This is a genomic window from Clostridia bacterium (genome assembly GCA_034926675.1).
Taxonomy (GTDB): Bacteria; Bacillota; DTU025; order DTU025; family DTU025; genus JAYFQW01.
The window spans coordinates 1-13679 of record JAYFQW010000004.1 but is presented as its reverse complement, the minus strand read 5'-3'; the positions used below and the strand labels follow the sequence as shown (position 1 = coordinate 13679).

Sequence of the window (13679 nt, the reverse complement as noted above, 5' to 3'; positions counted from 1 at the left end):
GGGCTACACCTTCTCCCTGAACTCCTGGCCCATGAGTCCGGTGGGTTTGGCCAGAAGGATGACGATCAGTATTATGAAGGCGAAGGCATCGCGGAAGCCTGATAGCGCAGGCAGGAACGCTACGAGCATGATCTCAAGCATTCCGAGGAGAAATCCGCCGGCCATGGCGCCGGGAATGCTTCCGATTCCTCCGAGGACCGCCGCGATGAAGGCCTTCAGGCCGGGGATCGTGCCCATAAGCGGGTTGATCTGAGGGTATTTCAGGGCCCACATGATCCCCCCCGCTGCGGCCAGGGCGGAGCCAACACCGAAGGTCAAAGATACGGTCTTGTTCACGTCTATCGCCATGAGGCCAGAGGTCTCCATGTCATGGGAGATCGCCCGCATAGCGAGGCCTGCCCTCGTGCGGTATACCATTGCCATGAGGCCCATTAGCAGGGCGATAGACATAACAGGGACCACCCACGAGATGTTCTGAAGGTACACCGAGCCCACGGCGTAGCTGTCGCCGAAGAAGGGTGGAACCTGGAATGGTTTCGGACGTCCGCCGAAAACCACGATGCCGAGGTTCTCTATGAAGAATGAGACTCCTATGGCCGAGATCAGAGCGGATATTCGAGGCGCGCTTCGAAGTGGCCTGTAGGCTGCACGCTCCACCATGATCCCGAACGTCGCTGTGATCACTATGGCGAGCAGAAACGCGGCCCACCACGGCAGCACAAATATGAGTTTCAAGTAGAACAGGGCATATGCGCCCAGCATGAAGATGTCGCTATGGGCGAAGTTTATCAGGCGTAGGATACCGTAGACCATGGTGTATCCGATGGCCACCAGCGCGTATAGACTCCCCAGCGACAGACCGTTGACAAGGTTCTGAACGAAAATTGCCCAGGTCAAGAGCACACCTCCCAGCAGGCGATGCACACCAACGCGGAAACGGCATGTGTGGGTAATGAAGCAGGACAGCCGGTTGAGCAGGCTGTCCTGCGCGCTGCGTCGCGTAGTCAGATCATGAGACTATGGCTTTACTGTCGCCACGTACTTGAACTTGCCGTTCTCCACCCTGAGGATGACGGCATCCTTCACCGCGTCGCCAGACTCATCTATTGTAGTGAGGCCGGTCACGGCATCGAAGTTCTTGGTGGTGGCAAGCGCATCTCTGATGGCCTTAGAGTTGGCTGAGCCGGCACGGCGGATGGCGTCCACTAGGATGTTGAAGGTGTCGAAGCCCAGAGCGCCATTGGCGTTGGGGGTCTTGCCGTACTTGGCCTTGAACGCATCGACGAACTTCTTGGCAGCCGCTGAACCAGGGGCATCTGCGGAGTAGAAGGTGCTGAACACGATGCCCTCTGCAGCCTTTCCGCCGATGGACACGAGCTCAGGAGCGTCGATGGCGTCTCCGCCCATCAGGTGGATGTTGCTCCCGAGGGCGCGGAGCTGCTTAGCCACGAGAGCCATGTCGCCGAAGTACCCCGGGACGAATAGAGCCTCAGCCTTTGCGCTTATCACCTGGGTAAGCTGGGCGCTGAAGTCCTGATCGCCGGTTTGGTACGCTACCTCGGCTACGACGGCCTTGGGGTTTCCGGTTAGCGCCGTGAAGGTCTTCTTGAAGTAGGCGGCTAGGCCTACAGAGTAGTCCTGCGCTACGTCCTTGAGGATGGCCACCTTGGTGAGTTTCAGATTGTTGAACGCATACTTGGCCATCACTTCTCCCTGGAATGGATCGATGAAGCAGGCCCTGAAGATGAACTTCTTACCCTGAGTCACCATGGGGTTGGTCGCGGAGTCGGAGATCATCGGGACTCCGGCCTTCTCAGCAACCTCTCCGCCGGCCATCGTGTTCGAGGAGCCGTACGAGCCTATGATCGCAACGACCTTGTCCTGCTCAACGAGTTTGGCAACGGCGTTTGCGGATTCGACTTTGTCACTCTTGTTGTCCGCGAGGATCAGCTTAACAGGCCGTCCTAGGATGGTTGGGAGCATCTCCTGTGCGAGGACGATGCCTTCCCATGTCATCTGGCCGCCTGCAGCCATCGAGCCAGTCATTGGTTCGCATACGCCAATCTTGATGGGCTCCTCAGCTGGAATCGCGGTGAGTGGAAATGCCAGGGCCAATAGGGCCAACGTGGCCAGCACAAGACCGAGCTTCCTCATGTACCTGATCCTCCTTACTCAAAATCGGTGATTGTCATTTCGCCGTCGGTCGCCGTGTTCCTGCATAATTCTGCTTGCCAATTGGGTATTTGCCGATGTGGACCGACGCCTTCTACGGAGACCTAATGGATGGTAAGATGATAGCAGCCGTGATTTGGTGGATTGCTTCGCGGGATATATAGCAAAGGCGGGGTTTGAGCTGGGGCAGCATGTCGGAGTGTCCGTGCCGAGAAGTCTAGATGCGAACAGGGTGATGGCTGGGTACGCCATTCTGACCTTCTTCGTGTGCCTCGGTTCGGGGCTATCCGGGCCGGTCTTCGCTCTTCACGCCCAGTCGGTCGGGGCGTCCTTCAGGCAGGTCGGGATGATATCCGCCGCCGCATCAATCATGCACGCCGTGTTCTCTGTGCAGATGGGTCGGCTGTCCGATGTTTATGGGGCGGAGTGGATGTTTCTCATCGCCGCTTCGGCAGTCGCGCTCTCCGGCCTTACCTATCTGTTCTCTGGCGCCCTGGGCGCGGTGGCGCTGGGCAAGGCCTTCGATTCGTTAGTCATCGCTTCGTTCTGGCCTGCCATGGAGACCGCATCTACTGCGGCAGTCGGCGCCGCAGGCCATTCCATGGGCATTATCTATACGGCCTATCCCGTGGCATCCTTCCTTGCAGGCGCGGCCAGCGGGTGGATATCCGGTCGATTCGGATACCGGGCGTCATTTGCTGCGTGCCTTGCCGCCGGGCTCGTGTCAGTGACGGGGGTGGCGACAGGGAAGTTGACCACTAGTCCGTTCCGGCGCACGGAGAGGAGCAGCACTCGGGTCCGACGAGCGGGTTCGCACGGGTGGCCGCAGGGGACTGGACCCCAGAATATGGGAGGCGCCCAGGTACGCCGAGGTTGGCTGGCATCCCGGATTCTGCCTGGTTCGATGCCAGGGTTCGCGGTTGCCCTGACGGTCTGCACCACTTTCTGCCTCATGGTGGCGTTGATGTGGACTTATCTTCCACTTCTCGCGGAAGCGCGCGGCATGGGAGTGGAGGCCGTTGGACTTCTCGTGGCGTTGTTCTGGGCTGGGCGCACTATCGTCTCATGGCCTGCGGGCGCCGCATCGGAGAGAGTAGGGAGGAGCGTGGTGATGGCGCCTGCACTTGCCCTTGGCGCAGTGGGATCTGCACTAGTGGTGCACGGGGGTGCAGGAGCAGCCATGTTCGCAGGAGTTGCCATGATGGGAATGTGCTCAGGGGCGTGTGCTCCAGTGGCAATGGCGCTCGGGGTGGATTGCGTCTCCCCGGCGCACCGCGGATGGGCGCTGGGGCTCTGTGAGAACTTCTGCGGCATTGGATTTCTGGTTTCGGGAGTGGTAGGCGGAGTGCTAGCCGGCAGGCACGGGCCTGCCGCGCCATTCGCGGCCACCAGCATTACAGCTGGCATTGTCGCAGTACTCATCATCCCCGCGCTGAACCGGGGGTCAAGGCACGGGGTCAGGCCATGGCGTAGAGCAGGGCGAGAATAGCGAGAAGGAGTGCAAGGATGATCCCCAGGGCCTGAAAGACGCAGGCAGAGAAGGTTTCCAGCCCGACGAAGCGGCCTTTGTGACTGAGCGACCTGAAGATCAGAATGCCGAACGGGATCGAGACTGGCGCTAGGATCCCAGTGAGGGCGAGGACTACCATAGTGATCAGAAGAATGCCCTTGAACCCCATCCAGAGCCTGGCGCCGAATGGCATCGGGCAGCGGTCGTCCTCGCCGAACCAGGTAGCGCGGCCAACTACCACAGCCGCGTGGGTCACAGCCTTCAGTAATTCGTCGAGTAGATCATCAATGGACGTGTTGTAGTACTGCTCCGCTCTCCTCCTGGCCTCGTTCACGGTTTCGCTTGAGGCGTACTCTCGGCCGCGAGAGGTTCGGGCGGTCCAAGCGGGGCCTGTCGCTGCGCGCACTCTATCGTACTCGCTGCGCCTAACGGGGTCCACCAGTATCTCGTAGGCCTCGCCGATCTCGATGAATCGCTCGTGCGCGTCGGGGCGACGGCGCACATCAGGGTGCCACACCTTTACGAGCTGGTGGAAGGCTGCCTTGATCTCCGCTTCCGAAGCATTTGGGGGCACGCCCAGGATCGCGTAGTAGTCCCTCATGGCCCCGAGCCACCTCCCGGCCGCTTGTCGCGCAGACCGTCACTGCAAAACCCCTGCCTATGGAATCTGTGGAAATGCCGCGTCCGGAGCAAACACGACTCCTACAAGTCCACTGCCGGTGTGCGCGCCTAGCACAGGCGCTATCGACATTGTAGGCAGCCAGGTGCAGCTGAACATGGACTGAAGTCGCGCGCAGAGGTTCTCAGCGCCTGAGAGATTGTTGCCGTGCATGACCTGTACGCGTATGCCCGACCCGGCTGGCAGCCTCTGCGCCACCATATCCGCGAGCATTGAGATGGCTCGGTCAAGAGTCCGGGCTTGCCCCACATTCACGTAGGTCCCTCGCGCCTTCTCAACGCCTATGATGGGTTTGACGTTGAGCACCGATGCGAGCAGGCCCTTCAGATGGCTTATGCGCCCTCCGTGTATCAGGTACTTCAGGGTGGCTATAGTGTAAAGCGTTTCGGTGAGCGACGTAACCTGCTCGAGCATCCTCAGGATCGCGTCCTTAGCCCAGCCTGCCTTCGCGGCCTTCGCCGCCGCCTCCACGTGCCACCCCTCAGCTCCGGAGAGTGTCTTGGTGTCGTAGAAAGTCACGTTCGCCTCTGGGACCATGGCCGCGCCCATGCGGGCGGCGTTTATGGTTCCGCTGAGGCCGGATGATATGTGGATTGACAGGATTTCGGGGTCAACGGCTGCCACGCCCCGGTAGATATCAGCGAAATCGCCGGGAGACGGCTGGGATGTAATGGGGTAGCTCTTGCTCTCGTCAAGGAGTGTGTAGAAGTCCTCAGATGAGATATCCACTCCGCTTCGGTATGACTTGCCATCAAGGGTGAAGGTGAGTGGGGCCAGATGCACATCGAGCCCCTCAAGCTGTGTGGTTGATGCATCCATCCCACGGTCGCTCACAATCTGCATGTGCTGCCTCCTCTCGGCGCGCTGAATCGCCGATGTAGCCCGATGGGCGTGGTGTGATATGAGAAACATGTTCCTCCGCCCAATATTACCACAGTATCTGAAGTATTGTACTGTCGTTTCCCTGAGTACAACGTCGTTGAGTTGTTGAGTTGACGCTCGCCACTCAATCGCGTTATGCTTAGCAATAGGCATGTCTGTGAAAAGTACTGCTCCGCTGGACTGCGTGATGAACTGGAGGGAAGCCCTATGATTTCCGCTGTTGGACTTAGCAAGCGATTTGGAGACACGGCGGCAGTTGACAACCTCGACTTGCAGGTGCGGTCCGGCGAGATATTCGGATTTCTCGGACCTAACGGTGCAGGCAAGACCACTACGATAAGCATGATGATCGGGATAATGACGCCTACATCTGGACGGGTTGAGATCGACGGAATCGATGTGCAGAAAGACCCCATCAAGGCGAAGGCGCTCATCGGGTACGTTCCAGATCAGCCCAACGTTTACGAGAAGCTGACTGCGTGGGAGTTCCTCATGTTCGTGGGAAACCTGTACGGGATGGAGCGAAAGCGTGCGGAGAGAAAAGCCCGCAACATGCTGGAGATGTTCGGGCTTGCCGACAGGGCTTTCGAGCAGACGGGCGGGTTCTCTCATGGAATGAAGCAGAAGGTAGTAATAGCCAGTGCGCTGCTTCACGATCCGAAGGCGCTTTTTATGGACGAGCCCACGGTGGGCCTCGACCCTAGGAGCGCAAGGATGGTCAAAGATATCCTGAAGGAGCTGGCGGGGCAGGGTGTGACCGTATTCATGTCCACCCATGTCCTCGAGATAGCCGAACGCATGTGTGATAGGGTGGGCATCATCCAAAAGGGCAGGCTGCTGGCAGTGGGCACGATGGATGATCTGAGGCAGGCAGCCGCTAAGAGTTCCGGTGTTGAGCGCCCCGAGGCGTCCACACTGGAGGACCTCTTTATCGAGCTCACTGGCGGATCCGACTACGCGGAAGTCTCCCGCTATCTGGAGGAGTGAGCATGAACAGAACCCTCATAATACTAGGCGCAGAGCTGCGGCAGATCTGGAATGCAACGGTTCACGGAGACGCGCGCAAGAAACGTTCCAACAGGCTCATCAAGGCTATCTTCGGATATGCGGTGATCCTGGCCGTAATGGTCGGCCTTGGAGTCGGTTCTCACAAGCTGAGCTCGGCCATCTCAAGAGGGCTTACTGGTTACCCGGATCTCGCTCGTGTGATCGGAGTGAACCTCCTGGCAGCAATGTCGATGACAGTCTTCATCATGCTGTTCATGACTGGCGTTTCCGTTGTTCACAGTGCGCTGTATGAAGCTGGCGACCTGAAATTCCTGCTCGCGGCCCCGGTTCCAGTGGGATCAGTAGTAAGCGCCAAGCTGGTGATCGCGCTTGTCACGAACCTCATGGCGATCATCCCGTTCGTTTACCCGATCTGGGCTGGGTACGGCGCCGGGATGGGAGCGCCGGCGCTGTTCTACTTCGCGTCTCTTCTTTCCATGGTCATGGCTGCAGTGCTATTCACCGCGGTCGTCGCGATGATAGTGATGCTCATAATGAGATACATACCTTCTCAGAAGATGAAGCAACTCATCCTTGTTGGATCATTAGTGATGGGCTTTGCCTTCGTGCTGGTGTCGCAGGTTTTCAGCGCCTACATGAGCCGGTCGAACGGGATCGACTTCGTCGCCATGGCTCAGTCGGCAGGGAAGTGGGGGCTGGACAAGATCGCGTGGATGCCCCACGTGTGGGTGGTCAAGACCGCTCTCCTAGGCACTCCTGGATTCCGCTTCTCTGTGTGGGAATCGATACTGCCTCTTGCAGCAGTCTCTTTGGGCTCGTTCGCGATGGCTGCGCGCCTCGCCACGACCGCATTCCTCGGAGGTTGGTCGTCCAGCCGTGAGGTGGATAGCGCCAAGAGTGGGAGGCGCCGTGAATCGCTTGCGAATGGGGCAAGCATGCCGTCAACACTAATTGGAAGATATCCAGGGCAGGTCTGGGGTGTTGTGGCGAAAGACATCACTGTGAACCTGCGGCTTCCGACCATGTGGTATGGCGTGCTCGTGTCGCTCGTCGCTGCAGCATTTCTGATGTACAACATGTCGTTCGGCGCGCGCCAGTCCGGCCCCGAGGCCGAGATCATGTTCCGGGATCTGATCCTGTTCATGACCATAATGCTAGCGGCGGTGTCCACCGGCCAGGTTGCAAGCATGGGCATTAGCATGGACGGGGAGGGGCTGTGGCTTCTGAAGTCCGCGCCTGTCCGACCAGGGCTTTACTACAGTGCGAAGCTGATGGCGGGCGCCGTCCCATCGGCCTTCATCGTATCGATCCTCATGATCGGTGCGGCCTTCGTGAGATCGGTTCCCCAGTATCCGCTGTATATCTCATTGCCCGTGGCGTACGCCGCTGTCTCATTGCTGGCGGCATTCCAGGTGATGTTGGATGCGTTAAGGCCCAACTTCGCGATCAGAGTGAGCGGCTCTGCAGGCGCACAGAAGCGGGGAGACGCCGGGAAAGCTCTCATCCTTGTGGGAATCGGGCAGCTCGGGACTGCAGCCATAGGAGCGATTTTCGCGTTCCCCCACTACTACACCAGGATCCGTCTATTCGCCGGAATGAGCTCTGCAGTCGCTGCTTCCCTGGGGTACGGGCTGTTTGCCGTGATTGTCGTCCTGGGTCATCTCATCTCTCGCAGGCTTGCCGTGGGGAGCATCCAATCGATCATGGCTGGAAGAGAATGATCTTGTTCATTGGCGCCGACTGCCAGTCTCTAGGCCCTTGTGCTGCTGTGAGATGAACCTTGTCCTGCTCGTCATCATAGTATGGCGTGGATGGCCACTATTGGCCGCACATGCGTAGCGAAGACGAAGGAAGAGGTGTGAGCAGTGAACGGGAGGCCATGGGGTTGGCCCGCCGAATACTGGGGGTACGGGCAGGCTTGGCGCGGCCGAGAGGCCTGGCGGGGCGATGATGAATGGGAAGAGAAGCACATGGCAAAGGAGTCGTATCGGATCCTCCACCGACTGCTGAAGAACGAGGAGGACGAGGCGCACAAGATCGATGAGATCTACTACCTAGTGCACGAGATCGCGAGGGCTCTCTACTCCGGGGAGGCGCCAGCGCAAGTGCCAGCGCCAACACCGATGCCAGGGTGTACGATGCCGTATGTGCCCGTGATGGGGCCGGGTGCTCCAGTAGTCTCGCCCGGGCCGGCTTACCCCTGTCCGCAGGCGCCGATCGGCTTGGGATCACGAGTGTAGTGTTGGTCGAATATCGGAATGGCGGGGCGCACGGCGGCGCCCCGTTTTGTTTTCCGTACGCGTCGGGCGGGCGCCTTACGGAGTTCCGATGGATAGCGACAATATCAACGGCAGGGGTTTAGCATTGTCGCTGCAAAACGGCTCTGGCGCTGAAATGTAATGAATGATACAATTAAGAAAAACGTCGAAGGCTTTCGAGTGTTGGTTGATGGAGGCGTATGCGTGGGGAGAACGGTGTCATTAAGGAGTGGTACTATGCAGTAGACCTAGAACGGAGGCGATTGTCGTGATTTCGAGTACTGATTTAATCAAGCCAATCGTGAACCAGGCAGTAGGCTACCTGAGCCGCAATCCTGTTGAGAACATGCCCAAAGTGCTGGCGCTCGCCGAGAAACTTGCGCGACAGGAAAACCACAAGCAGCAGGTGCGCGCCGTGGCCAAGGTGGTTCAGGACCCCGAAAGCAACTGGCGGGCGCTGGCTGTCCGCGTGCTCACAGAGACTAGCCCGAACATATTGAAGAAGGTAGTCGTCAATTTCTTCGTGAATGCATCGCTACTGGGAGTTCCGAAACAGCGCGAGATCTCTGATAAGCTTGGAGCGTCGGTTCCGTGGGCGATACTCATGGACCCCACCGAGAAGTGCAACCTGAAATGCACTGGCTGTTGGGCTGGGGATTATCAGCGTGCTCGCGAACTTGACTACAAAGTGATGGACAGGGTCTGCCGGGAAGCAGAGGAACTTGGGATTTACGTCATAGTGGTGTCCGGCGGAGAGCCCACTGTGGCAAAGGACAAGCTAGTGAGGCTCGCGGAAGCCCATCCGAACCAGGTTTTTCACCCGTTTACCAATGGGACTCTCATTGATGAGAAATTCGTCGCCGACATGGTGAGGGTCGGGAACATAGTCCCCGCGATTTCGGTGGAGGGCCTAGCAGAGCAAACCGACGCAAGGAGAGGCCCTGGGGTATTCGATAAGATCACGCATGCCATGAAGATGATGCGTGAGGCCGGGTGCGTGTTCGGATTCTCTGCGTGCTACTTGCGGTCGAATGCCGAGATCGTCGGAAGCGATGCTTTCATTGATGACATGGTTCAAAAAGGGTGTTCCTTCGGATGGCTGTTCACTTACGTGCCTGTTGGCGCAGGGCCGGATCTCGATCTGATGGCCACACCGGAACAGCGCGCTATGATGTACCACGCAGTGCGGCGATTCCGTGAGACTAAACCCATCTTCCTAGTGGACTTCTGGAATGATGGCGAGTACTCAGGTGGGTGCATCGCAGGCGGCAGGCGATATCTTCATATCAATGCCGCGGGCGACGTGGAGCCCTGTGCGTTCATCCACTATGCCATGGACAACATCAATGAGAAAAGTCTAAAGGAAGTTCTCACATCGCCACTGATGAAGTCCTATCAGAGCCTGCAGCCGTTCAATGACAACATGCTGAGGCCGTGTCCGCTCATCGACAACCCTGAGAAGCTCGTGGAGATACTGAACCAGTCCGGTGCGCATTCGACTCAGCTTGGCGATGGGGGATGTGCGCCACAGGCGTTGGCTGAGGACTTGCAGGAGCGCTACACACAGCACTGGGCCAAGGTGTCCGGCGAGCTGTGGGATGCGAGCCATCCCGGGGCGCACGACTAGCGGGATCTGTTGGCTCTGCCGCGTATGACGCCCCCGCCTACTACGAGGTCACCTGAGTAGAACACCACTGACTGGCCCGGTGTGACGGCACGCTGTGCAGTGCTGAACTCAACGTGGACCGACTGCCTGCCCAGGGGGGAGATCCTCGCAGGGGCGGCGGGCGACTTGTACCTGACCTGCGCGGTCACATCGATTTCGTCCTCAAGGCTATCAAACGGAATGAAGGCAACGTCGCAGGCATCGAACGACCGTCGGTATAGCAGTTCTTCAGGGCCCACGACGATCCCGTTCTCATCTGGGCGTATCTCGAGCACATACAGTGGGCCTCGGTGTGTGGTCAGGGCGCCGAGGCCCTTACGCTGGCCGACTGTGTACATGGCGACACCTGTATGCTCGCCGATCACGCGACCGTCCGGATCCATGATAGGCCCGGGCGTTGTGAGCGCCGAATCCTGGGCTGCCAGGAAGTCCCGGTACATCCCCGGAGGAACGAAGCAGATCTCCTGGCTGTCGTGGCGCTCCGCTACATCCAGTCCCATCGACCTTGCGATTGCACGCACCTCGGGCTTGGTCATTCCGCCGAGAGGGAACAGAGACCTCGCAAGCTGATCTTGGGTGAGCCTGTAGAGCACATAGGTCTGATCCTTGGCGCGGTCGGCGGCTCTGGAAAGCAGCCATCTACCGGAAATCGGATCTGCCGTTCGGCGGGCGTAATGCCCGGTCGCCACCAAGTCGACGCCTAACATCATCAGGCGCCTGTGCAATTCCCCGAACTTAATGCGTGCATTGCACACCACGCACGGATTCGGCGTGCGTCCGGCGGCGTACTCCGAAATGAAATCGGCTACAACGATATCCCGGAAGACGTCGGCCACGTTGAGGACAATGTGGTCGATGCCGAGAACTCGAGCAGCCCGTCGCGCTGCATCAACCGACTCAGCGGAACAGCACAGATTCTCACAATCCTCCACCATTGGAGCATGCCACAGCCGCATGGTCACCCCTATGACACTGCAACCTTGCGACACAAGCAACCCAGCGGCAACAGCAGAGTCGACGCCTCCGCTCATCGCTGCTGCGATCCTGCGCCCATCTGTGGGCATTTCCATTCCACGCGCCCCCCAATTGGGTGTGCTCTCCGGGTGGAGCCTGCCCTAGCTTCTCTAGCAGCATAGAAGCTCACTCACATCACACCGCGGAGGCCGAGTTCGTGATGATGTTACAGACATCATCACATGACGAGATGGGCCGTGTCAATTTGGGCCCCTGTGAAGGACATCCGAGACAATAGTTGAACTACCACGAGACACGCATGAACCCACTGGTGTCCGGTCAAGCTGCCGAGCTGGGCTGCTATGGATCTGATCACCCAGTTGGGACTGTGACCGGGGGGTGGCATTGCTGGCAGCTAGGCGGAAGAGCATTCTCTCTGGAGTCAGACCGGTTGAGGCGGTGATCCTGTGCGGCGCCATGTTGATCGCATGGGCGACTATCCGATGGAGCGCGAACATAGACTCTGCTGCGACGAGAGGGCTGCAATGGCCGACCGCGATGAGTGGCTGTCTGGACCTATCAGGCTGGGACTTCGACACAAATGGCGTCGCCTCACTGGATGGGGAGTGGGAGTTTCACTGGAAGCAGTTGATTGAACCTTCTGGTTTCGCCGCTGCCAGCGACGGGAAGATGCGCGAGTCGGCGGCAGGAGCTGACGCTATTGACTGTTTCGCCAGCCTGCCCGCGCCGTGGAATCGCATCAAACTGGAGGACAATCAGGGATTGCTTCCTGGTGATGGATATGCAACCTATCGGCTTCGGATCACCGTGGCAGACGGTCGTGAGCGGGTCGGCATTCTGATCCCATATGCATCGACTGCTTACAAGATGTGGGCCAACGGCGCCCTGATCGCCGAGAACGGCACTGTGGGAGCCAGCAGAGCCGAGTCATCGCCCCAATACCTTCCCACTGTGGCGCAGCTTTTCGCTGATGATAGCGTGATCGACATTGTGATGCAGGTGTCGAATTTCCATCATAGGCGCGGAGGCGCATGGCAGCGGATGTACATCGGGACTGTGCAGGACGTAGTTCGGATGAGGGAGAGTGGGCTGGCACGCTCTATGTTCATCTTCGGCTGCATCCTCGCAACTGCAGTGATGTATATTTGGACGTACGCATTCAACCGCGAGGATAAGGCGGCCCTGTATTTTGGGCTGTTCAGCCTACTCATGGCGATCAGAGCCCTCTTGGGACGAGATGTGGCCCTCACGAGCTTCGCCCCTGGCTTCAACTGGGAAGTACAGCTTAAGATGGAATACTGGACCATGTGCCTGGCGGTTACCTTCTCAGGCATGTTTGTCGAGAACTTGTACGGCGCTGACACATGGCGGCCGCTGGTGGTGGCGATTGAGACCATCGGCGTGGGGTTCTCAATGCTGGTGGCTGTGACTCCTGCCCGCGTCTACTCCCGGGCGCTAGCAGGTTTCCAGGCTACGCTGATAGCAGCAACGGTCTACCTTGTGTACGTAGTGGTTCTTGCAGCCGTTCGAAAGCGTGAGCGAGCAGCTTACCTCTTGGCCGTGGCGCCTCTCATACTAGCAGTCGTCATTCACGATGTTTGGTGCTACCGCGCGGGCGGGAGCGCTGGGGAACTCAGCCCCATCGGCATGGCGGGTTTGGCGCTTGCGGAGGTAATGGCCCAGGTGATGAGATATCGCTCCGCCAAGGACCTGGCGGTGAAGGACCCTCTCACTGGAGCATTCAATAGGAACCGTTTGCGCGAAGAGTTGAGCAACCAGCTTGCGCTGGCAGAGAAGCGTGGGCAGCGCCTATCCGTGATATTCATGGATGTTGATGATTTCAAGGGCTACAACGACTCCTGCGGGCACCTAGAGGGAGACAGGGCCCTCACGGCAGTCGCCAATTCGCTTGCGGCGGGCGTGAGGCAGTCCGATACTGTCGTGAGGTTCGGTGGCGATGAGTTCGTAATACTTCTGCCCTTAGCCACAAAGGAGGAAGCAACGGGGCTGGCCGCACGATTGCGGTTTTCAGCTGAGTCAGGCGCACTGTCCGGGACAGGCGTGACACTCTCTGTTGGGGTGGCCACATTCCCGGATGATGCATCGGATGCCGATGGGCTCCTAGGGTTTGCCGATGCGAGGCTGTACAGGGAAAAGGCGAGGAGACCTGCTATTGAGCGACGGCCTGACACAAGTACGTAACAAAGAGAGAACTATCGAGATTAATCGAGCTTTATGGCGCAATCCCGGAGAGAGGACGGCGTCATCGCGAATAGGAGAGATAGGTCGAGTTTTATTGTGAGTCCCCTGCTTGCCTCCGGATGTGTTCAGTGGTATATTAAATACTTGCCGGCTGCAAACGAGGTCAAGCCGCGCGGGGCGGCATTGGGCCGGCGGATGTTCCTTGAAAACCAAACAGCGTGGAGCCTGAAGTCGATAGCAAGAGTTTGAAATTGCGGGCGACTAGAGAAGATAAGAGCGCGACAAACTCGAAAGAGTCATCGCGAGATGGTTTTTTGGAGAGTTTGA

The 13679-nt window shown here is 58.6% G+C and carries 11 protein-coding genes; 6 read left to right on the top strand and 5 right to left on the bottom strand.

What is annotated here, in order from left to right; translation table 11 throughout:
* Nucleotides 1-3: 3 nt before the first annotated feature.
* Nucleotides 4-897 carry a branched-chain amino acid ABC transporter permease gene (locus tag VB144_02120; protein MEA4882454.1) on the bottom strand — a complete coding sequence of 298 codons (894 nt, stop codon included), beginning with the start codon at nt 895-897 and terminating at the stop codon, nt 4-6.
* Nucleotides 898-1017: 120 nt separating this feature from the next.
* Nucleotides 1018-2154, bottom strand: coding sequence for an ABC transporter substrate-binding protein (locus VB144_02115; protein MEA4882453.1), 1137 nt, complete (start codon nt 2152-2154; stop codon nt 1018-1020).
* Between the two features lie 157 nt (nt 2155-2311).
* Between VB144_02115 and VB144_02110 the strand changes: the two genes are divergently transcribed.
* Nucleotides 2312-3661 (top strand): MFS transporter, encoded by a 1350-nt coding sequence (locus VB144_02110; protein MEA4882452.1) that lies wholly within the window; start codon nt 2312-2314, stop codon nt 3659-3661.
* Here VB144_02110 and VB144_02105 read toward each other — a convergent pair.
* Nucleotides 3630-4283 (bottom strand): J domain-containing protein, encoded by a 654-nt coding sequence (locus VB144_02105; GenBank protein MEA4882451.1) that lies wholly within the window; start codon nt 4281-4283, stop codon nt 3630-3632. The two genes, VB144_02110 and VB144_02105, sit on opposite strands and share 32 nt — an antisense overlap.
* Before the next feature lie 57 nt (nt 4284-4340).
* Entirely contained in the window at nt 4341-5204 is an 864-nt protein-coding gene (locus VB144_02100; GenBank protein ID MEA4882450.1) for a DegV family protein, read from the bottom strand.
* A 246-nt stretch (nt 5205-5450) separates the two neighbouring features.
* Here VB144_02100 and VB144_02095 point away from each other — a divergent pair, with 246 nt between their 5' ends.
* From VB144_02095 to VB144_02080, 4 genes are all read left to right on the top strand, one after another.
* The gene (locus tag VB144_02095; GenBank protein ID MEA4882449.1) at nt 5451-6230 is read left to right on the top strand and encodes an ABC transporter ATP-binding protein; all 780 of its coding nucleotides are present in this window, start codon (nt 5451-5453) and stop codon (nt 6228-6230) included.
* Between the two features lie 2 nt (nt 6231-6232).
* Nucleotides 6233-7972: a hypothetical protein gene (locus VB144_02090; GenBank protein MEA4882448.1), complete on the top strand. Its 1740-nt coding sequence runs from the start codon at nt 6233-6235 to the stop codon at nt 7970-7972.
* Nucleotides 7973-8116: 144 nt separating this feature from the next.
* The gene (locus VB144_02085; protein ID MEA4882447.1) at nt 8117-8491 is read left to right on the top strand and encodes a hypothetical protein; all 375 of its coding nucleotides are present in this window, start codon (nt 8117-8119) and stop codon (nt 8489-8491) included.
* 286 nt (nt 8492-8777) lie between these two features.
* On the top strand, nt 8778-10136 hold the full coding sequence (locus tag VB144_02080; protein MEA4882446.1) for a radical SAM protein: 1359 nt from the start codon (nt 8778-8780) through the stop codon (nt 10134-10136).
* Here VB144_02080 and mnmA read toward each other — a convergent pair.
* Nucleotides 10133-11245, bottom strand: coding sequence for a tRNA 2-thiouridine(34) synthase MnmA (mnmA, locus tag VB144_02075; GenBank protein ID MEA4882445.1), 1113 nt, complete (start codon nt 11243-11245; stop codon nt 10133-10135). The two genes, VB144_02080 and mnmA, sit on opposite strands and share 4 nt — an antisense overlap.
* 289 nt (nt 11246-11534) lie before the next feature.
* Between mnmA and VB144_02070 the strand changes: the two genes are divergently transcribed.
* Nucleotides 11535-13352, top strand: a complete 1818-nt coding sequence (locus VB144_02070; protein ID MEA4882444.1) for a diguanylate cyclase — start codon at nt 11535-11537, stop codon at nt 13350-13352.
* Nucleotides 13353-13679: the final 327 nt, after the last annotated feature.

Bases quoted from the DNA above. Each gene is read 5' to 3' on its own strand.
- VB144_02115 (MEA4882453.1), bottom strand. From the start codon at position 2,154: ATGAGGAAGCTCGGTCTTGTGCTGGCCACGTTGGCCCTATTGGCCCTG.
- VB144_02105 (MEA4882451.1), bottom strand. From the start codon at position 4,283: ATGAGGGACTACTACGCGATCCTGGGCGTGCCCCCAAATGCTTCGGAA.
- VB144_02100 (MEA4882450.1), bottom strand. From the start codon at position 5,204: ATGCAGATTGTGAGCGACCGTGGGATGGATGCATCAACCACACAGCTT.
- VB144_02095 (MEA4882449.1), top strand. From the start codon at position 5,451: ATGATTTCCGCTGTTGGACTTAGCAAGCGATTTGGAGACACGGCGGCA.
- VB144_02090 (MEA4882448.1), top strand. From the start codon at position 6,233: ATGAACAGAACCCTCATAATACTAGGCGCAGAGCTGCGGCAGATCTGG.
- mnmA (MEA4882445.1), bottom strand. From the start codon at position 11,245: ATGGAAATGCCCACAGATGGGCGCAGGATCGCAGCAGCGATGAGCGGA.